Origin of the sequence: Streptomyces sp. NPDC058758, assembly GCF_042746075.1 — a bacterium.
Lineage (GTDB): Bacteria > Actinomycetota > Actinomycetes > Streptomycetales > Streptomycetaceae > Streptomyces.
The window spans coordinates 262,238-281,880 of record NZ_JBHYPS010000001.1 but is presented as its reverse complement, the minus strand read 5'-3'; the positions used below and the strand labels follow the sequence as shown (position 1 = coordinate 281,880).

18 protein-coding genes are annotated in these 19,643 nt (G+C 71.5%); 10 read left to right on the top strand and 8 right to left on the bottom strand.

What is annotated here, in order from left to right:
- The first annotated feature begins 260 nt into the window (after positions 1-260).
- The 6 genes from ACFW6A_RS01300 to ACFW6A_RS01275 all read left to right on the top strand — a co-directional run bounded on the left by ACFW6A_RS01300 (position 261) and on the right by ACFW6A_RS01275 (position 5,630).
- Positions 261-1,163, top strand: a complete 903-nt coding sequence (locus tag ACFW6A_RS01300; protein WP_386483534.1) for a TraR/DksA family transcriptional regulator — start codon at positions 261-263, stop codon at positions 1,161-1,163.
- A gap of 126 nt (positions 1,164-1,289) precedes the next feature.
- Complete coding sequence (gene lspA, locus ACFW6A_RS01295; RefSeq protein ID WP_351841047.1) at positions 1,290-1,868, top strand: signal peptidase II; 579 nt, start codon at positions 1,290-1,292, stop codon at positions 1,866-1,868.
- Between the two features lie 52 nt (positions 1,869-1,920).
- Positions 1,921-2,862: an RluA family pseudouridine synthase gene (locus tag ACFW6A_RS01290; RefSeq protein ID WP_351841049.1), complete on the top strand. Its 942-nt coding sequence runs from the start codon at positions 1,921-1,923 to the stop codon at positions 2,860-2,862.
- Positions 2,859-3,326: a GNAT family N-acetyltransferase gene (locus ACFW6A_RS01285; RefSeq protein WP_351841051.1), complete on the top strand. Its 468-nt coding sequence runs from the start codon at positions 2,859-2,861 to the stop codon at positions 3,324-3,326. The genes ACFW6A_RS01290 and ACFW6A_RS01285 overlap by 4 nt, the downstream gene beginning before the upstream one ends.
- An 87-nt stretch (positions 3,327-3,413) precedes the next feature.
- Entirely contained in the window at positions 3,414-5,000 is a 1,587-nt protein-coding gene (locus tag ACFW6A_RS01280; protein ID WP_351841053.1) for a Na+/H+ antiporter, read from the top strand.
- Positions 5,001-5,048: 48 nt separating this feature from the next.
- Positions 5,049-5,630, top strand: coding sequence for a dienelactone hydrolase family protein (locus tag ACFW6A_RS01275; protein ID WP_386638128.1), 582 nt, complete (start codon positions 5,049-5,051; stop codon positions 5,628-5,630).
- Positions 5,631-5,694: 64 nt separating this feature from the next.
- On the opposite strand, the gene ACFW6A_RS01270 is transcribed toward ACFW6A_RS01275, so the two are convergent.
- The 5 genes from ACFW6A_RS01270 to ACFW6A_RS01250 all read right to left on the bottom strand — a co-directional run bounded on the left by ACFW6A_RS01270 (position 5,695) and on the right by ACFW6A_RS01250 (position 11,727).
- Positions 5,695-6,654, bottom strand: coding sequence for a zinc metalloprotease (locus ACFW6A_RS01270; protein ID WP_351841057.1), 960 nt, complete (start codon positions 6,652-6,654; stop codon positions 5,695-5,697).
- A gap of 339 nt (positions 6,655-6,993) precedes the next feature.
- Entirely contained in the window at positions 6,994-8,643 is a 1,650-nt protein-coding gene (locus tag ACFW6A_RS01265) for an alkaline phosphatase D family protein (protein WP_386638125.1), read from the bottom strand.
- A 146-nt stretch (positions 8,644-8,789) separates the two neighbouring features.
- Entirely contained in the window at positions 8,790-9,605 is an 816-nt protein-coding gene (locus ACFW6A_RS01260) for a DsbA family protein (protein WP_351841061.1), read from the bottom strand.
- A 51-nt stretch (positions 9,606-9,656) separates the two neighbouring features.
- Positions 9,657-10,340 (bottom strand): hypothetical protein, encoded by a 684-nt coding sequence (locus ACFW6A_RS01255; protein WP_386638122.1) that lies wholly within the window; start codon positions 10,338-10,340, stop codon positions 9,657-9,659.
- Between the two features lie 61 nt (positions 10,341-10,401).
- On the bottom strand, positions 10,402-11,727 hold the full coding sequence (locus ACFW6A_RS01250; protein WP_351841065.1) for a DUF2252 domain-containing protein: 1,326 nt from the start codon (positions 11,725-11,727) through the stop codon (positions 10,402-10,404).
- 160 nt (positions 11,728-11,887) lie between these two features.
- Between ACFW6A_RS01250 and dnaE the strand changes: the two genes are divergently transcribed.
- Entirely contained in the window at positions 11,888-15,427 is a 3,540-nt protein-coding gene (gene dnaE / locus ACFW6A_RS01245) for a DNA polymerase III subunit alpha (protein WP_351841067.1), read from the top strand.
- A gap of 69 nt (positions 15,428-15,496) precedes the next feature.
- Here dnaE and ACFW6A_RS01240 read toward each other — a convergent pair whose 3' ends face one another.
- Positions 15,497-15,667 (bottom strand): hypothetical protein, encoded by a 171-nt coding sequence (locus ACFW6A_RS01240; RefSeq protein WP_351841069.1) that lies wholly within the window; start codon positions 15,665-15,667, stop codon positions 15,497-15,499.
- A gap of 235 nt (positions 15,668-15,902) precedes the next feature.
- Between ACFW6A_RS01240 and ACFW6A_RS01235 the strand changes: the two genes are divergently transcribed.
- Positions 15,903-17,192: an NYN domain-containing protein gene (locus ACFW6A_RS01235; RefSeq protein WP_351841071.1), complete on the top strand. Its 1,290-nt coding sequence runs from the start codon at positions 15,903-15,905 to the stop codon at positions 17,190-17,192.
- 76 nt (positions 17,193-17,268) lie between these two features.
- Here ACFW6A_RS01235 and xerC read toward each other — a convergent pair whose 3' ends face one another.
- Both xerC and ACFW6A_RS01225 read right to left on the bottom strand, forming a co-directional pair.
- Entirely contained in the window at positions 17,269-18,471 is a 1,203-nt protein-coding gene (gene xerC / locus ACFW6A_RS01230) for a tyrosine recombinase XerC (protein WP_386638118.1), read from the bottom strand.
- Positions 18,464-19,132 carry a helix-turn-helix domain-containing protein gene (locus ACFW6A_RS01225; protein ID WP_386638115.1) on the bottom strand — a complete coding sequence of 223 codons (669 nt, stop codon included), beginning with the start codon at positions 19,130-19,132 and terminating at the stop codon, positions 18,464-18,466. Before ACFW6A_RS01225 ends, xerC begins: the two co-directional genes overlap by 8 nt.
- A gap of 39 nt (positions 19,133-19,171) precedes the next feature.
- On the opposite strand from ACFW6A_RS01225, the gene ACFW6A_RS01220 reads away from it, so the two are divergent.
- Entirely contained in the window at positions 19,172-19,399 is a 228-nt protein-coding gene (locus ACFW6A_RS01220; protein ID WP_386638112.1) for a helix-turn-helix transcriptional regulator, read from the top strand.
- Positions 19,396-19,593 (top strand): helix-turn-helix transcriptional regulator, encoded by a 198-nt coding sequence (locus ACFW6A_RS01215; RefSeq protein WP_386638109.1) that lies wholly within the window; start codon positions 19,396-19,398, stop codon positions 19,591-19,593. Before ACFW6A_RS01220 ends, ACFW6A_RS01215 begins: the two co-directional genes overlap by 4 nt.
- Positions 19,594-19,643: the final 50 nt, after the last annotated feature.

The following is a 19,643-nucleotide window of genomic DNA, read 5'->3' as shown; positions in this document are numbered from 1 at the left end:
GGGGCGCGGGGGCACCGGGCCGACCGGTTTGCGGGTGACCCGAATGGCCACACGGGGCGGCGCGGACTTCGCGGGGCCGTGCGGGGGAGCGGCGGGGCGGATAACCCGGCGGGGAGTTGGGCACCTGTTCCCACGGGTCCGCCCCGGGGGCCGTGGGGCGGGCGGAATGGGCGGCGTGCCCCGTTGCCAGCGGCCTTGGGTCGATTTATCGTCCCAGCACGATGCGCGAGCAAGATCACAAAATGTGAAGGGGCCGCGACATGGTGGCGAAGAAGACCGCCGCGAAGCAGTCCCCGGCCGCCGCCGGGGACCCCGGCTCCGCCGGCTCCCCGGGCGATCCCGGGGCCCCGGGGGAAGCGGCCGGGAGGAAGCCGGCGAAGCGGACGGCGGCCCCGTCCCGCGCGTCCGCGTCCGCGGCGGAGGAGGCGGACGCCCCCCGGGCCGCGAAACGCCCCGCGAAGCAGCCGGCGGCGAAGCGGCCGGCCGCGCGGAAGACCGTGAAGAAGGCGGCCGAGGAGAAGGCGGCCGGGAAGACCGCGAAGAAGACCGCGAAGAAGTCCGCGGGGCCCGCGGAGGAACCCGCGGGGGCCGCCGGCGAGTCCGGCTCGTCCGTGAAGTCCGTGAAGTCCGTGAAGTCCGTGAAGAGGGCCGTCGGCCGGAAGGCCGCCGCGAAGAAGCAGACAGGAGCCAGGACGGTGGCAGCGAAGAAGACCGCGGGTGGCGTCACGACCGCCGGTGACGAGGTGGCCGTGCCCCCGGCGCGTACCGGGGAGCTCGCGGTGCGGCCCGGCGAGGACCCGTGGACGCCGGACGAGGTCGCCGAGGCCCGCAGCGACCTCCAGGCCGAGGTGCTGCGGCTGCGCAGCGAGCTGGCCCACTCCCAGGAGGAGCTGACCGGCCTGATGCGGGACTCCGGCGACGGCGCGGGCCACGACGAGGCCGACACCGGCACCAAGAACATCACCCGCGAGCACGAGCTGGCCCTGGCGGCGAACGCGCGGGAGATGCTGGAGCAGACCGAGCACGCCCTGGAGCGGCTCGACGCGGGCACGTACGGCCTCTGCGAGGTCTGCGGCAAGCCCATCGGGAAGGCCCGCATGCAGGCCTTCCCGCGCGCGACCCTCTGCGTGGAGGACAAGCAGAAGCAGGAGCGGCGGGGCTAGCCGCGGCCGGGGCGGCCCGTGCCGCCCCCGACGTGCGCGGACCGGCGGTACGGGCTGCCGGTCTCGTACGCCTGTGCCGTACCCTCGGTGCACGGTCAGGCATCGAGGTACGAGGGACTCACTCACGTGGCAGAGGCGGAGAGCGTCATCGGTACGCCGGATTCAGCAGGGGCCGAGGACTCGGCCGTCCCGGAGGAGCGCCCCGAGGAGCGGCCCCGGGGCAAGCGGCGGATCGTCGCGCTCTTCGTGGTGGCCGTGCTCGCCTATCTGATCGACCTCGGCAGCAAGATCGTCGTGGTGGAGAAGCTGGAGGGCCGCGAGCCGATCAAGGTGATCGGCGAGCTGCTCCGCTTCGAGGCGATCCGCAACCCGGGCGCGGCCTTCGGCATGGGTGAGGCGTTCACCATCGTCTTCACCTGCATCGCGGCGGCCGTCATCGTGGTGATCATCCGGCTGGCCCGCAAGCTCTACAGCCTGCCCTGGGCGATCGCGCTGGGCCTGCTGCTCGGCGGTGCGCTCGGCAATCTCACCGACCGGCTGTTCCGCTCGCCGGGCGCCTTCCAGGGCGCGGTGGTGGACTTCATCGCCCCGGCCCACTTCGCCGTCTTCAACCTCGCCGACTCGGCGATCGTCTGCGGCGGCATCCTGATCGTCATCCTGTCCTTCCGGGGCCTGGACCCCGACGGCACGATCCACAAGGACTGAGTCCGGACCGCGCGGAGGACGGGCCGGCTTCCGCACAAGGCATACTCGACGGGTGAGCACGAGTCCCGAGATCCGCACCCTGCCCGTTCCCGATGGCCTGGAGGGCGAGCGCGTCGACGCCGCCATCGCCCGTATGTTCGGGTTTTCCCGCACCAAGGCGGCCGAGCTCGCCGCCGCGGGGAAGGTCCAGGTCGACGGCTCCGTCGTCGGCAAGTCCGAGCGGGTCAGCGGCGGGGCGTGGCTGGAGGTCGAGATGCCCGGCGCCCCCGCGCCGGTCCAGATCGTCGCCGAGCCCGTCGAGGGCATGGAGATCGTCCACGACGACGACGACATCGTGGTGATCACCAAGCCGATCGGGGTCGCGGCCCACCCCAGCCCCGGCTGGACCGGCACCACCGTGATCGGCGGCCTCGCCGCCGCCGGCTACCGGATCTCCACCTCGGGCGCCGCCGAGCGCCAGGGCATCGTGCACCGCCTCGACGTCGGCACCTCCGGCCTGATGGTGGTCGCCAAGTCGGAGTACGCGTACACCTCGCTCAAGCGCCAGTTCAAGGAGCGCACGGTCGAGAAGCGCTACCACGCGCTGGTCCAGGGCCACCCCGACCCGCTGAGCGGCACCATCGACGCGCCCATCGGCCGGCACCCGAACCACGACTACAAGTGGGCCGTGACCGCCGAGGGCAAGCCGTCGGTCACCCACTACGACCTGATCGAGGCCTACCGCGCGGCCTCGCTGCTCGACATCAAGCTGGAGACCGGCCGCACCCACCAGATCCGGGTGCACATGTCGGCCCACCGCCACCCCTGCGTCGGCGACCTCACCTACGGCGCCGACCCGACCATGGCCAAGCGGCTCGGGCTGACCCGCCAGTGGCTGCACGCGGTCCGGCTGGGCTTCGAGCACCCCGGCGACGGGCAGTGGGTCGAGTTCGAGTCCACCTACCCGGCCGACCTGCGCACCGCCCTGGACCGCATCGAGGCGGAGAGCCGGTGAGCGAGGCGTACGCGGTCCGCGAGGCCGCGGGCGAGGGCGACCTGGAGAAGTGCTTCGCGGTCCGCCGCGAGGTCTTCGTCGAGGAGCAGGGCGTCCCGCGCGAGCTGGAGTACGACACGTACGACGCCACCGCCGTGCACGTCCTCGCGGTCCGCGCGGACGGGGTGCCGCTGGGCACCGGGCGGCTGCTCCACGGGGCCGACGCGACCGGGAAGACCGGCGCGGACGCCTCCGTCGGCTCGCTCGGCAGGCTCGCCGTCAGCGGCGCGGCGCGCGGCCTCGGGATCGGCGCGGCGCTGGTCCGGGCCATCGAGGACGCGGCCCGCGAGCGCGGCCTGGCCGCCGTCGACCTGCACGCGCAGACCCGGGCCCTCGGCTTCTACGAGCGGCTGGGCTACGTGGCGTACGGCGGGGAGTTCCCCGACGCGGGCATCCCCCACCGGGCGATGCGGCGCGTGCTCTGAGGAGCCCCTCCCCGTAGCACGCCGGACATGTGCCCCCATCACGGGGGCAATCGCCGCCAAAGCGGACGTACGTGACAGGGTGGGGCCGTGGATCAATTGGCCCTCCTGTTCCTGCTGCTCCTCGGCGCCCTGCTGACCGTCCCCCTGGGGGACCGGCTCGGGCTGCCCGCGCCGGTCCTGATGACGCTCCTCGGGATCGTGCTGGCCTTCCTGCCGTTCGTGCCGAACGTCGACATCCCGCCCGAGCTCATCCTGCCGCTGGTGCTGCCGCCGCTGCTCTACGCCTCGGTGCAGCGGACCTCCTGGCGGCAGTTCGCGGCGAACCGGCGGCCGATCTTCCTGCTCGCGGTCGCCCTGGTCTTCGTCACCACGGCCGCGGTCGGCGCGGTGGCCGACGCGCTGGTGCCCGGGATCCCGCTGGCCGCCGCGCTGGCCCTCGGGGCCCTGGTCGCCCCGCCCGACCCGGTCGCGGCGACCGCCGTGGCCGGCTCGCTGGGGCTGCCCCGGCGGCTCGTGTCGATCCTGGAGGGCGAGGGGCTCTTCAACGACGTCACCGCGATCGTGCTGTACCACGTGGCCATCGCGGCGGTGGTGAGCGGCGAGTTCTCCTGGCCGGAGGCGCTGGGCCAGTTCGTCCTGTCCGCGGTGGTGGCCGTCGCGGTCGGCCTCGCCCTCGGCTGGGCCACCAACAAGCTCATGGGCTTCCTCGGCGACGCCACCCTCCAGACCGGGCTCACCCTCCTCGTGCCCTTCGTCTCCTACGTCCTCGCCGAGGAGCTGCACGGCTCCGGCGTCCTCGCGGTCCTCGTCACCGCCCTCTTCCTCGCCGAGTACGCGGCCGACGCCGACGACGTGATGGGACGGCTCGCCGGCCAGACCTTCTGGGAGATCGTCGACACCCTCGTCACCGGCATCGCCTTCGGCCTGATCGGCCTGGAGCTGATCCACGTCCTCGGCGTCGCCGAGGGGCACCTGGGCGAGATGCTCGGCTGGGGCGCGGCGGTCGTCGCCGTGGTCGTCGGGGTCCGGCTGCTGTGGCTGCTGCCGGCCGGCTGGCTGGCGCAGAAGCTGCACGACCGGCGGGACGTCGACGAGGAGATCCCGACGAGCTGGCGGGAGACCGTCGTCATGTGGTGGTCGGGGATGCGCGGGGTGGCCTCGGTCGCGCTGGCCCTCGCCATCCCCCGCACCACCGACGACGGCGCGCCCTTCCCCGGCCGGGACGAGCTGGTCTTCCTCGCCTTCTGCGTGATCCTGGCCACCCTGGTGGTGCAGGGGCTCACCCTGCCCTGGCTGGTGCGCAGGCTCGGGGTGCGGGCCGACGCCGACGCCGAGCGCGCCTTCGAGCGGGAGCTGGCCCTGCGGGCGGCCAAGGCCGCCAAGCGGCGGCTGAAGGAGATCGAGGAGGTCGAGGAGCTGCCCGAGGAGGTCGCCGAGCGGCTCCAGCGCGGGGCCTTCGACATCGGGGCGCGGATCAGCCCGGACATGGTGGACGAGGAGCGGCGGGCCGCCTTCACCGAGCGGGTCGAGCGGGTGAAGCGGCTCCAGGCGATCCAGCGGGAGATGATGTCCGCCGCGCGGCACGCGGTGCTCTCGGCGCGCAGCGAGCCGGGCGCCGACCCCGAGGTGGTGGACCGGGTGCTGCGCCACCTCGACGTGCGCTCGATGCGCTGACCTGGGGGTTCCTGCGTGTCGCCGGGGGCGGGTGGCAGGATGGCCCGTATGGACATCATGCTTTTCCACTCGGTGTACGGGAAGCGCCCGGCCGTGGAGGCCGCCGCCGACCGGCTGCGGGCCGCCGGCCACCAGGTGTGGGTGCCGGACCTCTTCGACGGCTGGACCACCGACTCGGTGGAGGAGGGCATGGCGAAGAGGGACGAGATCGGCTCGGACGAGCTGCTGAAGCGCGCGGTCCTGGTGGCCGCCCCCTACTCGGAGCGCGGCCTCGTCTACGCGGGCTTCTCCCTCGGCGCCTCGGTCGCCCAGACCCTGGCGCTCGGCGACGAGAAGGCGCGCGGGCTGCTGCTGCTCCACGGCACCTCGGACCTGGCGCCGAACGCCTCGGTGGACGCCCTGCCCGTGCAGCTGCACGTGGCCGAGCCCGACCCGTTCGAGACGGACGACTGGCTGTCCGCCTGGTACCTCCAGATGCGCAGGGCCGGGGCGGAGGTGGAGGTCCACCGCTACCGGGGGGCCGGGCACCTGTACACGGACCCGGAGCTGCCGGACTGGGACACCGAGGCGGCGGAGCTGACCTGGGCGATCGCCCTCGACTTCCTCGACGGGCTCGACGAGGAGGAGTGAGGACGGGGACGGCCCCCGGGGAGCGGTGCTCCCCGGGGGCCGTCCGGCGTCTGCGGACGGGCCGTCAGGCGCGGTACGCGGTCCAGTGGTCGTTCATCCGGGTCACCTGGCCCGTGGTGAACTGGTACATGCACGCGTCGTACGTGTAGTCCATGAAGTTGTGGATCGGGTCCACGCCCGCCTTGGAGGCGCAGGAGTCGCGGCCGGTCGGGCACTCGTACGCCGGGGACTTCTCGGCCGGGGTGTCGGAGACGTAGTCGCCGTTGCCGTTGCAGCCGCCCTGGAAGGTGTGGTAGAGGCCCATCCAGTGGCCGACCTCGTGGGTGGCGGTGTCGCCCTCGTCGTAGTTGGCCGCCGAGCCGCCCGGCAGGGAGGCGTCGAGCACGACCACGCCGTCCATGGACGGGTTGGACTGGTACGAGGTCGGGAAGGTCGCCCAGCCGAGCAGGCCGCCGCCGAGGTTGGCGGTGTAGAAGTTCAGCGCGCCGGCGCCGCCCTTGCGGAGGGTCTGCTTCATCTGCTTCTCGGCGGTGGAGCCCGAGGTCAGGTTGTACCAGGAGGCGTTGTCCGTGTAGTCGGTCCCGGCCAGCGTGAACTGGAAGCCGGTGTTGACGTTTCCGGTGCCCTGGCCGCCGTAGGCGGCGTTGAGGACGGCCATCTGGTTGTTGATCTGGGTGGACGTCAGCTTGCCCGTCGTGCCGCTGTGCACGACGTGGAAGTACACCGGGATGGTGACCACGGCGGCGGCGTCGGCCTGGGCGGCGACCCGGCCGCTCGACCTGGCGGCGGACAGCTTCTTGCGCAGGTCGTCGTCCATGGCCTTGGCCTGGGCGGCGGTGACCTCGTTGGGCTCGGCGGCGTGGCTGTCGGCGCCCTTCTCCTTGCGGGCTCCGGACAGGGTGGCCGTGCCGTCGGCGCACTCCTCGGCGGAGGCGCCGGCCAGGGTGGGGGAGGCCTGGGCGACGACGGGGGCGGAGAAGGGCGCCAGGGCCAGGGTTCCGGCCAGGACGGCGGTGCCGAGCACACGACGTGACGTACGCGGCGATATACGGACAAGAGCACGCACAGGTGACTCCTCGCGGGGGGTGGTGGAGAGGTACTTCCTCGCCACGGCGGGGAGATTACGCGTCCATGTCAGACACCGTTGAGCGGTGATCAAGCCCAATCAATCGGAGGGCAATTCGGGTCATCGGGAAGAAATTTTGGCGTCGCTTCCGGAGTTTGAGACGCCGACGTAACGAAAGCCGTACCGGTGGCGGGTGGTGTGTCCGGTTTCGAGGCTCCGGATCCACCACCCGCCGTAGCCGTGTGATCTCCCGTTAACAAGGAGGATCATGGCTGAAAATCGACGGTCGGTCGTCGCTCAGATGACCGGCTGGTACACCCGCTCGACGCGCTGCGTTCCGCTGAGCGTCCGGTAGGAGCGGGCCCAGGACGCGCTCGCGGCCGGATCCCGCTTGTCGGAGACCGTGTAGTAGTCCATCTGCGAGCGCTCGGCGGTCACGTCGAGCACGCCGTAGCCGTGGTGGTCCATGTCCACCCACTTCACGTGCCGGTTGGCCGCCTTCACCGCGCCCGCGGCCACCACCGAGAGGGTGCCGGGGGCGACGTTCAGCAGGTCGTCCAGGTTGTCCGAGGTCACCGAGGTGACCACGAACTCCGTGGCCACCGAGGCCGAGAGCGGGTACGTGGCCGCCCTGGCCGGCACGTCGTTGGCCCAGGCCATGTGGATGTCGCCGGTCAGGAAGACGGTGTTCCTGATCGCCCGGGAGCCCAGGTGCGCGAGGAGCTCCTTGCGGTCGTCGGTGTAGCCGTCCCACTGGTCGACGTTGACCGCGAGCCCCTCGGCGGGCAGTCCGAGCAGCCCGGCGAGCGGCTCCAGCAGGTACGCCGGCAGCGAGCCGAAGGCGACCGGCGAGATCATCACCGAGGTGCCGACCAGCTGCCAGGCGGCGTCCGAACCGGCCAGGCCGGCCTTCAGCCAGTCGAGCTGCGCCCGGCCGGTGATCGTCCGGTCCGGGTCGTCGACCGTGCCGGAGCCCGTCTTCGCCTGGGCGGAGCGGAACGAGCGCAGGTCCAGCAGGTGCAGATCGGCCAGCCTGCCGAAGCGGAGCCGGCGGAAGACCGTGCCCTCGGTGGAGGTGCGGACCGGCATCCACTCGAAGTAGGCCCGCTTGGCGGCGGCGACCCGGGCGGCCCAGTCGCCCTCGGCGCCCGGGGTGTGGTTCTCGGCCCCGCCGGTCCAGGCGTCGTTGGCGAACTCGTGGTCGTCCCAGATCGCCACCACCGGGTGGGCCGCGTGCAGCGCCTGGAGGTCCGGGTCCGTCTTGTACCGGCCGTGCCGGGTGCGGTAGTCGGCGAGCGACACGATCTCGTGGCGCGGCTCGTGCGTCCGGACGGTGTCCTTCGCCTCCGGGTAGACGCCGCTCGCGTACTCGTAGATGTAGTCGCCCAGGTGCAGGATCGCGTCGAGGTCGGCGCGGGCCGCCAGGTGGCGGTACGCGGAGAAGTGGCCGGCCTCGTAGTTGGCGCACGACACCACGCCGAAGCGGACGCCCGGCGCGGCGGAGTCGGCCGCCGGGGCGGTGCGGGTGCGGCCGGTGGGCGAGACGGCCCCGCCGGCCGCGAAGCGGAAGAAGTAGGCGGTGGCCGGGCGCAGTCCGCGGACGTCGGCCTTGACGGTGTGGTCGGCGGCGGCGCCCGCCGTGGCCGAACCGGAGGCGACGACCCGGGCGAAGGAGCGGTCCTCGGCCACCTCCCAGTCGACGCGGACGTCCGCGCTGAGCCCGGAGCCGGGCACGGCCTCGGGCGAGGGGGTGACGCGCGTCCACAGCAGGACGCCGTCGGGCAGCGGGTCGCCCGAGGCGACGCCGTGGAGGAAGGCGGGCGCCGGGGCGTCCGCGAGGGCCGGCGCCGCCGCGCCGAGCAGCGCGGGGGTGACGACGGCGGTGACGGCGGCGGCCTTGACGACCGTGCGCCGCGTGGGAGCGGGAGACAGGGAGGGACTGGTCACGGCCAGTCAGATTACTGACGGGTACCCATGGTTGACAGGCGGAATCCGGAAAGTTCTCCGGGGGTTCGCCCGCCGCTCACGACGATCTCCCGGCGGGCCCCTCGCTCCCCGGTCCGCGCGGACCGGGGAGGCGGAGGAGGGGAGGGTCAGCCGGCCAGGACCGGGGCGAGGGCGGCGTTGAACTCCTCGACCGTCAGCGGCGGGTTCTGCGAGCCCTCGGCCGTCAGCGTCTTGCCGTCCATCTTCAGCGTCGGCGTGCCCGTCACGCCGCTCTCGTCGAAGGTCTTCGACATCTTCATCGCCCAGGCGTCGAAGGTGCCGTCCTCCACGTGCCGCTTGAAGGCCGCGTTGCCCTTCAGCGCCTCGACCGTGTCCGCGACCTCCAGGAGGTAGGAGTCCTTCGCGAACTTGTCCTCGCTCTCCTCCGGGTGCCACTTCGCCGAGTAGAGCGCCGCCTTGTAGTCGAGGAAGGCCTCCGGGCTCACGTCGAGCGCCGCGCCCAGCGCCGACAGGGCGTTCTTCGAGCCCTCGCCCTGGTCCATGTTGTCGATGAAGGTCGCGCCCACGTACTTGAGCCTGTACTTGCCGGCCTCGACGTCCTTCTCGACGGTGGAGCCGACCGACTGCTCGAAGGTCGCGCAGACCGGGCAGCGCGAGTCCTCGTAGATCTCCAGGGTCTTCTTCGCGGACGCCTTGCCGACGACGACGGTGGTGCCGTTCGCGCCCTCGGTGTTCTTCGGGGCCGTGACCGTCTTCGCGTCGGCCGCGGTCTCCCACGCGGTGGGCTGGTTGGCCTGGACGACCGCGTAGCCGATGCCGCCGGCGGCGGCGAGCACGGCCACCGCCGAGACGCCGACGATCAGCTGCCGGCGGGCCCGGTCCTTCTTGGCCTGGCGCTCGCGCTCGACGCGCAGACGCTCGCGGGCGGCGGCCTTGTTGGCCTGCTTGTTGCGTGCACTCATGATCGTGAATCTCCGGGGAGTGAAAAAGGGGGAGGCTGGGGGAGCGTGCGCTCAGACGAGAGCGAGCGGTCCCCGCGGCGGCCCCCGCCGCCCCACGGAGTGCACGAGGAGAAGCGTCCGGGACGGGCGCGGCCGGGGCTCCGGACGGGCCGGGCCCGGCGCCGCCGGACGGTCCGCGCCCACCAGGGCCGCGAACAGCTCCAGCGGCCGGAAGGCCGAGGCCGTCGCCGCGCCGAGCAGCCGGGCCAGAGCCCGCTCGCCGCCGCGCAGCCAGCTCGCGGCCGAGAGGCCGACCAGCACGTGGGCGCCGAGCAGCAGCCACGGCAGCGCCGGATCCGGGGAGGAGAGCACCGCGGCGGCCCCGCCCTCGGGCGCGGCGACCCCCGGCAGCGGCGTGCCCACGGCCCCGCCGCACAGCGCCTCCACCCCGAGCGACCGCAGCGCGCCGGCGACCGGCCCGCCCGCGGGGCCGTAGCAGACGGCCTGGCCGGAGGTGAAGAGGGTGTCGGCGGCCAGCTCCAGCGGGACGAGCAGTCCCGCGATCGGGCCGAAGCCGCGCTCCCGGCCGGCCAGGGCGTACGCCACGGCGAAGACCCCGGCCGCGACCGGCACGACCGTGCCCAGCGGCAGCGGCGCCCGGGAGAGCAGCACGTGGGAGGCCACGGACAGGGTCACGACCAGTGTCGTGAAGACCGCTGCCCGCAGCGCCCTCAGCCGCGTCCCCGCCATGTCCATTAGGGGACGAGTGTGCCACGGCGGGCCGTAAGGGCCCCCTAAGAAAGAGCTGTGCGCCTGCTTACAGCCCCGGGATCCGGCCGTTGCGGAAGAGGTCCACGAAGATCTGGTGGTCGCCGCGCGCGCGGGCCCCGTACGCGTGGGCGAAGTCCACCAGGAGCTCCGCGAAGCCCTCCTCGTCGGCCGCGATCACCGCGTCGATGGCCTGCTCCGTGGAGAACGGCACCAGGGAGTGGCCGCTGGACTCGTCCGCCGCCGCGTGCATGGTCGCGGTCGCCCGCCCCAGGTCGCCCACGGTCAGCGCGATGTCCTGCGGGTCGTCGATGTCCGACCAGTCCAGGTCCACCGCGTACGGCGAGACCTCGGCCACCAGCTGCCCGGCCCCGTCCAGCTCCGTCCACCCCAGCCACGGGTCCGCGTGCGCCTGGAGCGCCCGCTGCGAGATCACCGTGCGGTGCCCCTCGTGCCGGAAGTAGCCCCGCACCGCCGGGTCCGTGACGTGCCGCGACACCGCCGGGGTCTGCGCCTGCTTCATGTAGATCACGACGTCGTTCTCCAGGGCGTCGCTGTGCCCTTCGAGCAGGATGTTGTACGAGGGGAGGCCGGCCGAGCCGATGCCGATCCCGCGCCGCCCGACGACGTCCTTCACGCGGTACGAGTCCGGGCGGACCAGCGAGGACTCCGGCAGGGTCGCCAGATAGCCGTCGAAGGCCGCCAGCACCTTGTAGCGGGTCGCCGCGTCCAGCTCGACCGTCCCGCCGCCGGGCGCGAAGCGGCGGTCGTACTCCCGGATCTCGGTCATCGACTCCAGCAGCCCGAAGCGGGTCATCGCCCGGGCCTGGCGCAGCGCCCCGAGCAGCGCGCCGTCGGCGGTCTCCAGGGTGAAGCCGGGCGCCTGGTCGCCGCGGCTGCCGGAGGCCAGGGCGCCTATCCGCTCCCGGTAGGCCGCCGCGTAGATCCGGACCAGGCGGGTGATCTGCTCGTCGCTCAGCGCCTTGGCGTAGCCGAGCAGGGCCAGCGAGGCGGCGAGCCGCTTGAGGTCCCAGGTGAAGGGCCCCACGTACGCCTCGTCGAAGTCGTTCACGTTGAAGACCAGGCGCCCGTGGGCGTCCATGTAGGTGCCGAAGTTCTCCGCGTGCAGGTCGCCGTGGATCCACACCCGGCCGGTCCGCTCGTCCAGGAACGGGCCCCCGTGGGCCTCCGCCTCCAGGTCCCGGTAGAAGAGGCACGCGGTGCCCCGGTAGAAGGCGAAGGCGGAGCCCGCCATCTTCCGGAACTTGACCCGGAAGGCGGCCGGGTCGGCGGCGAGCAGCTCGCCGAAGGCGGTGTCGAAGACGGCGAGGATCTGCTCACCGCGCTCGTCGGCGGCGGGCTGGGGGACCGGCATCGAGGGTGCCTCCTGGTGCATGACGGGGTACAGACAAATGGGACGGGTGTTTCACCTCACCCCACGCGCGACCCTAGCCGTCGGTGCCCCCCTCCTGTCACTCGTCCGACGTAGACTTCGGGGCTGTCCCCCCAGAAGTTCATAGTCGGAGGCACCCCCCGTGACCAAGCCGCCCTTCACGCACCTCCACGTCCACACCCAGTACTCCCTGCTGGACGGTGCCGCGCGGCTGAAGGACATGTTCAACGCGTGCAACGAGATGGGCATGACCCACATCGCCATGTCCGACCACGGCAACCTGCACGGCGCGTACGACTTCTTCCACAGCGCCAAGAAGGCGGGCGTGACGCCGATCATCGGCATCGAGGCGTACGTCGCCCCCGAGTCCCGGCGCAACAAGCGCAAGATCCAGTGGGGCCAGCCGCACCAGAAGCGGGACGACGTCTCCGGCTCCGGCGGCTACACCCACAAGACGATCTGGGCGGCGAACGCCACCGGACTGCACAACCTCTTCAAGCTCTCCTCCGACGCCTACGCCGAGGGCTGGCTCCAGAAGTGGCCCCGGATGGACAAGGAGACCATCTCCCAGTGGTCGGAGGGGCTGATCGCCTCCACCGGCTGCCCCTCCGGCGAGCTCCAGACCCGGCTGCGCCTCGGCCAGTTCGACGAGGCCCTGAAGTCGGCCTCCGAGTACCAGGACATCTTCGGCAAGGACCGCTACTTCCTGGAGCTCATGGACCACGGCATCGAGATCGAGCGCCGGGTCCGCGACGGCCTGCTGGAGATCGGCAAGAAGCTCGGCATCCCGCCGCTGGTCACCAACGACTCGCACTACACCTACGCGCACGAGGCCACCGCCCACGACGCCCTGCTGTGCATTCAGACCGGCAAGAACCTCTCCGACCCGGACCGCTTCAAGTTCGACGGCACCGGCTACTACCTGAAGTCCACGGACGAGATGTACGCCGTCGACTCCTCGGACGCCTGGCAGGAGGGCTGCCGCAACACCCTCCTGGTCGCCGAGCAGGTGTCGACCGAGGGCATGTTCGTCGAGAAGAACCTGATGCCGAAGTTCGACATCCCCGAGGGCTACACCGAGGTCAGCTGGTTCCGCGAGGAGACCATGCGCGGCATGCACCGCCGGTTCCCGAACGGGATCCCCGAGGACCGCATGAAGCAGGTCGAGTACGAGATGGACACCATCATCTCGATGGGCTTCCCCGGCTACTTCCTCGTCGTCGCCGACTTCATCATGTGGGCGAAGAAGCAGGGCATCGCCGTGGGCCCCGGCCGAGGCTCCGCGGCCGGCTCGATCGTCGCGTACGCCATGGGCATCACCGACCTCGACCCGATCCCGCACGGCCTGATCTTCGAGCGCTTCCTCAACCCCGAGCGCATCTCGATGCCCGACGTCGACATCGACTTCGACGAGCGCAGGCGCGTCGAGGTGATCCGCTACGTGACCGAGAAGTACGGCGCCGACAAGGTCGCCATGATCGGCACCTACGGCAAGATCAAGGCGAAGAACGCCATCAAGGACTCCGCGCGCGTCCTCGGCTACCCGTACGCCATGGGCGACCGGCTCACCAAGGCCATGCCCGCCGACGTCCTCGGCAAGGGCATCGACCTCGACGGCATCACCAACCCCTCCCACCCGCGCTACAGCGAGGCGGGCGAGATCCGGGCGATGTACGAGAACGAGCCCGACGTGAAGAAGGTCATCGACACCGCCAAGGGCGTCGAGGGCCTGGTCCGCCAGATGGGCGTGCACGCCGCCGGCGTGATCATGTCCAGCGAGCCGATCGTCGACCACGCCCCGATCTGGGTGCGGCACACCGACGGCGTCACCATCACGCAGTGGGACTACCCCCAGTGCGAGTCGCTCGGCCTGCTCAAGATGGACTTCCTGGGCCTGCGCAACCTCACGATCATGGACGACGCCGTCAAGATGGTGAAGGCCAACAAGGGGATCGAGCTCGACCTCCTGGCCCTCCCGCTCGACGACCCGAAGACCTTCGAGCTCCTCCAGCGCGGCGACACCCTCGGCGTCTTCCAGTTCGACGGCGGCCCCATGCGGTCCCTGCTGCGGCTGATGAAGCCCGACAACTTCGAAGACATCTCCGCCGTGTCCGCCCTGTACCGGCCGGGCCCGATGGGCATGAACTCGCACACGAACTACGCGCTGCGCAAGAACGGGCAGCAGGAGATCACCCCGATCCACCCCGAGCTGGAGAAGCCGCTCGAAGAGGTGCTCGCGGTCACCTACGGCCTCATCGTCTACCAGGAGCAGGTGCAGAAGGCCGCCCAGATCATCGCCGGCTACTCGCTCGGCGAGGCCGACATCCTCCGCCGCGTGATGGGCAAGAAGAAGCCCGAGGAGCTGGCGAAGAACTTCGTGATCTTCGAGGCCGGCGCCAAGAAGAAGGGCTACAGCGACGAGGCCATCAAGGCCCTGTGGGACGTCCTGGTCCCCTTCGCCGGCTACGCCTTCAACAAGGCCCACTCGGCCGCGTACGGCCTGGTCTCCTACTGGACCGCCTACCTCAAGGCCAACTACCCGGCCGAGTACATGGCCGGCCTGCTGACCTCGGTCAAGGACGACAAGGACAAGTCCGCGGTCTACCTGAACGAGTGCCGCCGCATGGGCATCAAGGTGCTCCCGCCCAACGTCAACGAGTCCGAGGCGAACTTCGCCGCCCAGGGCGACGACGTGATCCTCTTCGGCCTCTCCGCCGTCCGCAACGTCGGCACCAACGTCGTCGAGTCGATCATCAAGTCGCGCAAGGCGAAGGGGAAGTACGCCTCCTTCCCGGACTTCCTCGACAAGGTCGAGGCCGTCGTCTGCAACAAGCGGACCGTCGAGTCGCTCATCAAGGCCGGCGCCTTCGACGAGATGGGCCACACCCGCAAGGGCCTGGTCGCCCACCACGAACCGATGATCGACAACGTGGTGGCGGTCAAGCGCAAGGAGGCCGAGGGACAGTTCGACCTCTTCGGCGGCATGGGCGACGAGGCGAGCGACGAGCCCGGCTTCGGCCTCGACGTCGAGTTCTCCGACGTCGAGTGGGAGAAGTCCTACCTGCTCGCCCAGGAGCGCGAGATGCTCGGCCTGTACGTCTCCGACCACCCGCTCTTCGGCATCGAGCACGTCCTCTCCGACAAGACCGACGCGGCGATCTCCCAGCTCACCGGCGGCGAGCACGCCGACGGCGCGGTCGTCACCATCGGCGGCATCATCTCCGGCCTCCAGCGGAAGATGACCAAGCAGGGCAACGCCTGGGCCATCGCCACCGTCGAGGACCTCGCCGGCTCCATCGAGTGCATGTTCTTCCCCGCCACCTACCAGCTGGTCTCCACCCAGCTCGTCGAGGACGCCGTCGTCTTCGTCAAGGGCCGGCTCGACAAGCGCGAGGACGTCCCCCGCCTGGTCGCCATGGAGCTGATGGTCCCCGACCTCTCCCACGCCGGGACCGACGCCCCGGTGGTCCTCACCATCCCGGCCCTCAAGGTCACCCCGCCGATGGTGAGCCGGCTGGACGAGATCCTCCGCCACCACAAGGGCAACACCGAGGTGCGGATCAAGCTCCAGGGCCCCCGCTCCACCACCGTGCTCCGCCTCGACCGGCACCGGGTGACGGCCGACCCCGCCCTCTTCGGCGACCTGAAGGTGCTGCTCGGCCCGTCCTGCCTGGCCGGATAACCCGCCCGCCCGCACGCGCAAGGGGCGCGCCCGTCGTCACGGGCGCGCCCCTTTGCCGTCTTCCGGGCGTCAGTTGTGGCCGAAGCGCTTCTGACGGCCCTTCCGCGCCATGTCACCGGGGGTGACCTGGGAGGCGCGGTTCTCGGCCTGGGACTCCAGGGACGACTGCTGCGCCTGCTGGGCACCGCGCTCGGCCGGCGACTGCTGCTTCTGACGGTTCTGGTTGCGGTTCTTGGCCATGGGGATGATGCCTCCTCGAAGGGATCTGGGGGCCAAAGCCGCTGTCAGACTCACACACGGGAGAAACCACCGCATGTTGGATCATTACGGTGCGTGAGGGCGCCCCGCCCGGGGAGCGGGTGCGGCTCCGCCACGCCGATGATCCAGTTCCGGCCGTCAACCCCCTGGGCGTCGGGCAGACTCGAAGGAACCCGGAACACCTGAGATCCCGAGTCCGGCCGAGATCCGAAAGAGGGTGGAGCACGTGGACCGATGCGTCGTTCTGGTGGACGCCGGCTATCTGCTGGGGGCCGCCGCCAGCCTGCTCGCCGGGGAACCTGCCCGCTCCCGCATCAGCGTGGACCACGCGGGCCTCATCAGGCAGCTGAGGGAGCGGGCCGAGACCGAGACCGGCCTCCCGCTGCTGCGGATCTACTGGTTCGACGGCGCCCCCGACCGGGTCCCCCAGCCCGAGCACCGCAGGCTGCGCGTGATGCCCCGGGTCACCGTCCGGCTGGGCGCCCTGACCCGCAGCGACGGGCGATGGGCCCAGAAGGGCGTCGACGCGGCCATGCACACCGAGCTGACCGAGCTGGCCCGCAACCGCGCCTGCACCGACATCGTCCTCGTCACCGGCGACGGCGACCTGCTGCCCGGTCTGATGTCCGCCAAGGAGCACGGCGTCGCCGTCCACCTCTGGGCCGTCCAGGCCGCCGACGGCGACTACAACCAGTCCGAGGACCTGGTCGCCGAGGCCGACGAGCGCCGCGTCCTCGACCGGGCCTGGATCACCCGGGCCGTCCGCGCCAAGGACCTCACCGGCGTCTGCGCCCCGCCGCCGGCGCCCCGCCCCGAGATCGCCGCCATCCTCTCCGCGCCGCTCCCCGAGGCCGCCCTCGCCTCCGCCGAACGGGCCGCCGAGGCCGCCGCGGCCGCCGCGCGCGACGGACGGCAGGCCCCCGACGCGGCCCCCGCCCCCTCCGCCGACGGCCACGGCCACGGCCCCGCCGTCCCGGCCCCCGCCGCCGGAAAGGCCGTCCCCACCCCCAAGGACCTCGCCGGGCTGCGCCCCGCCGCCCCGCATCCCGCCGCGGCCCAGGCGGCCAGCGCCCTGCGCTGGTCCTCCGACCGGGGCTGGGTCGAGCGGCCCGCGACCGCCCTCGGCGAGCCGCCCGAGACCGCCTCGCTGCCCACCCTCGCCCAGCTCACCAGCGCCGAGCAGCGCTGGGCCGACCGCGAGGACGACATCACCACCGTCGGCGGCGACCCCTTCGAAGTCGGACAGGTGTTCGCCCGGCGGTGGCTGGAGCGGCTCCCCGAGCAGAGCCACGTCCACCGGCTCTCCGTCCTCTACCCCCGCATCCCCCACCGCATCGACGGCGAACTCCTCCGCTACGCCGCCCGGTTCGGCCTCCTCGCCCACAAGGACGACCAGATCGACGAGCACGACCGCTACGCCATCCGCGCCGGCTTCTGGCGCGAGATCGACGTCCGCGCCGCCGCCGAACAAGCCCCCGCGCCCGGACCGGGACCGGCGACCCCGTAGGCTCTTCCCCCGAGTCTACGAACCCGGGATACAGGCTGGTCAGGGAGTCGCTGAGCGGTCTACGGGTGGTTATCTCTCACAGATTCTCACTGACGGTCGGTCGGTCATCGCTGTGGAACACGTCCCACGCGGTGGCCGCCGGCCGCAGGTCTTCGACGTCCGGGTGGACGTACCGGCGCTTGGTGAAGCTTGCCGAGGTGTGTCCCGCCCAGGTGGCCAGGATGTGGTCTGGGACGCCGTTGTTCGCCAGGTAGGTCAGGCAGGAGTGCCGGGCGTCGTACAGGCGCACGCGCCGCAGCTTGTGCCGGTGCATGAGGCTGTACGCGCGCTCTCGCAGCTGCCGGATGTTCAGCGGCAGGCCGAGCTCGTTCACGACGACGTACGGCGTCTCCGTGTACCCCTCGCCCGCGGCCAGCCGCTCGGCCGCCTGCCGCGCCTTGAACTTCCGCAGCGCCTCGGCAGCCTTGCTCGGCAGCGGCAGCTTCCGCTCGCCGGCCTCGGTCTTGGTGTCCTTCTCCAGGACCCACCGGTTCCCGAGCATGGTCCGCGTGTTCGCCGTCTCCAGAGTGCCGACCGTGAGGTCGACGTCCGACCAGCGCAGGCCAACAACCTCAGCGGGCCGCAGCCCCATAAGGGAGAGCAGGTACGGGGCGTGCAGCCGGTCATCCTCGATGACCCGGATGAACGACCGGACCTCGGCCGGCGTCCACGGACGCTCACGCCGGTGATCCTTCCGATCCTGCTTCTTCGCCTGCAGCGGGATCTTGACGTACTCGGCGGGGTTGACCGCGATCATGCGCCGCACGACCGCCCGCCCGAGACACTCGCGCAGCTTCGACAGGACACCCTCGGCGGTGCTCACCCGCAGGCCCGTCCCGGGCTTCCCGCCGCGCCTACGGGCGCCGGTGACGAGCCACTGCGCCAGGTCCTCGACGTCGTCCTCGGTGAGGGCCTGGAGGCGAATGTGCCCGATCCGCTCATGGACATGGACGAGGGCGCCCTCGTACGCGCGCAGGCTCGTCTCCTCGATGTCACGCGCCTTGCGCTCAAGCCACAGCCGGACCCACTGCGACACTGTGAGGTCGGTGGGGGCGACGAAGGAACCGTTGTTCCGCTCGTGTGTGATCCGCGCGAGCTCGGCCTCGGCCGCCTTCTTCGTGTCCTTCGTGACAGTCAGCTGCTTGCGCCGGCCGTTCTCGTCCCGGCCGATGTCGACGACGAACCGGTACCGAGTCTTCCCGCTGGCAAGCGTGATCTTCTTGATCGTCGGATCAGCCACTGCTTCCTCCGCTCTCTCCCATCTGCTGCTTGAACGCCTCCGGGTCGAGCCGCTGCAGCTCGTCGATGTCGAGACCTGTGGCCGCAAGGGCCTGGTACGCCTCGCGAATCTTGGCGATCTGCTCCTCGCCGCGGACTCCTCGCGGCCGCAGTACAACGCCGAAGACCTCGCGTCGACCGGGAGGGCGGCTGTACAGGCGATACTCCAAGTCCGCCGTGCTCGTGTCGCCCTCCGGCCACTGCAGGGGCCGCCGCCCGTCCATCCAATCCCAGGCCACGTTTGCTGGGACTGTCCCGCCGCCCGTCACCTCGATGAGCTCGTCGGGGGCGTCGCCCAGCGGAAGCATCAGGGCTGAGGGCGACACGCCGAGCACTGCGGCCAGAGCTGCAACGTCGTCCACATTGGCGACCCGCTCCCCCTTCTCCATCCGTGTGATGCCAGAGGCGGGAATGGGGCGGCCAGCCCGTTCGAGCAAGGCCGACAGCTGCCGTGTCGTCAGCCCTCGCCGCTCGCGGAGCCGCGCCAGGTTTCCGGCAACGGCCTGCCCGGTGGGACCGATCTCGATGGCGCGGCGTCCGCGCTGCTGCTCCGTCATGGGAATCAGCGTAAGCACCACTGGGTCCCTTGCGGTGCAGCTGTTTTCCATTACCATCTCCGTCATGGCACCTTTCTAGCATCATATGGTGCTAACGTGCAACGCATGCTCCCAGTAGAAGGGCAGGGCATGAACGAGAAACTGCTGCCCCCCGCGCAGGTCGAGGCGCGGTACGGCATCGCCCAGCAGACGCTCGCCAACTGGCGTTGGTCCGGCATCGGACCGGCCTACATCAAGACCTCGCCGGCGCGTTCCGGCCGGGTGCTGTACCGCCCCTCGGCGATCGAGGAATGGCTGCAGGCGCAGACGATCCCCGCCGGGAGTGCCGCGTGAGCGTCACCCTCGACGAGATTCGCCAGTGGCCGGCCACCGTGTCGGTCGCCAAGGCGGCCGCGGCCCTCGGATGCTCCCGCAGCCACCTGTACGCACAGATCAAGCGCGGCGACTGCCCGATCCGGACCCTGTCGTTCGGCAGCCGAGTGGTGGTCGTCAACGCCTCGCTCGTCGCGCTTCTCGAAGCCGTATGAAAACGGCCCCCAGCAGGCGCGCCAACGCCTGTAGCCAGGGGCCCGAAGCA

Bases quoted from the DNA above. Each gene is read 5' to 3' on its own strand.
- ACFW6A_RS01240 (WP_351841069.1), bottom strand. From the start codon at position 15,667: ATGGCCAAGAACCGCAACCAGAACCGTCAGAAGCAGCAGTCGCCGGCC.
- ACFW6A_RS01250 (WP_351841065.1), bottom strand. From the start codon at position 11,727: ATGCCGGTCCCCCAGCCCGCCGCCGACGAGCGCGGTGAGCAGATCCTC.
- ACFW6A_RS01260 (WP_351841061.1), bottom strand. From the start codon at position 9,605: ATGAGTGCACGCAACAAGCAGGCCAACAAGGCCGCCGCCCGCGAGCGT.
- ACFW6A_RS01255 (WP_386638122.1), bottom strand. From the start codon at position 10,340: ATGGACATGGCGGGGACGCGGCTGAGGGCGCTGCGGGCAGCGGTCTTC.
- ACFW6A_RS01225 (WP_386638115.1), bottom strand. From the start codon at position 19,132: ATGACGGAGATGGTAATGGAAAACAGCTGCACCGCAAGGGACCCAGTG.
- ACFW6A_RS01220 (WP_386638112.1), top strand. From the start codon at position 19,172: ATGCTCCCAGTAGAAGGGCAGGGCATGAACGAGAAACTGCTGCCCCCC.
- ACFW6A_RS01275 (WP_386638128.1), top strand. From the start codon at position 5,049: ATGGACATCATGCTTTTCCACTCGGTGTACGGGAAGCGCCCGGCCGTG.
- ACFW6A_RS01300 (WP_386483534.1), top strand. From the start codon at position 261: ATGGTGGCGAAGAAGACCGCCGCGAAGCAGTCCCCGGCCGCCGCCGGG.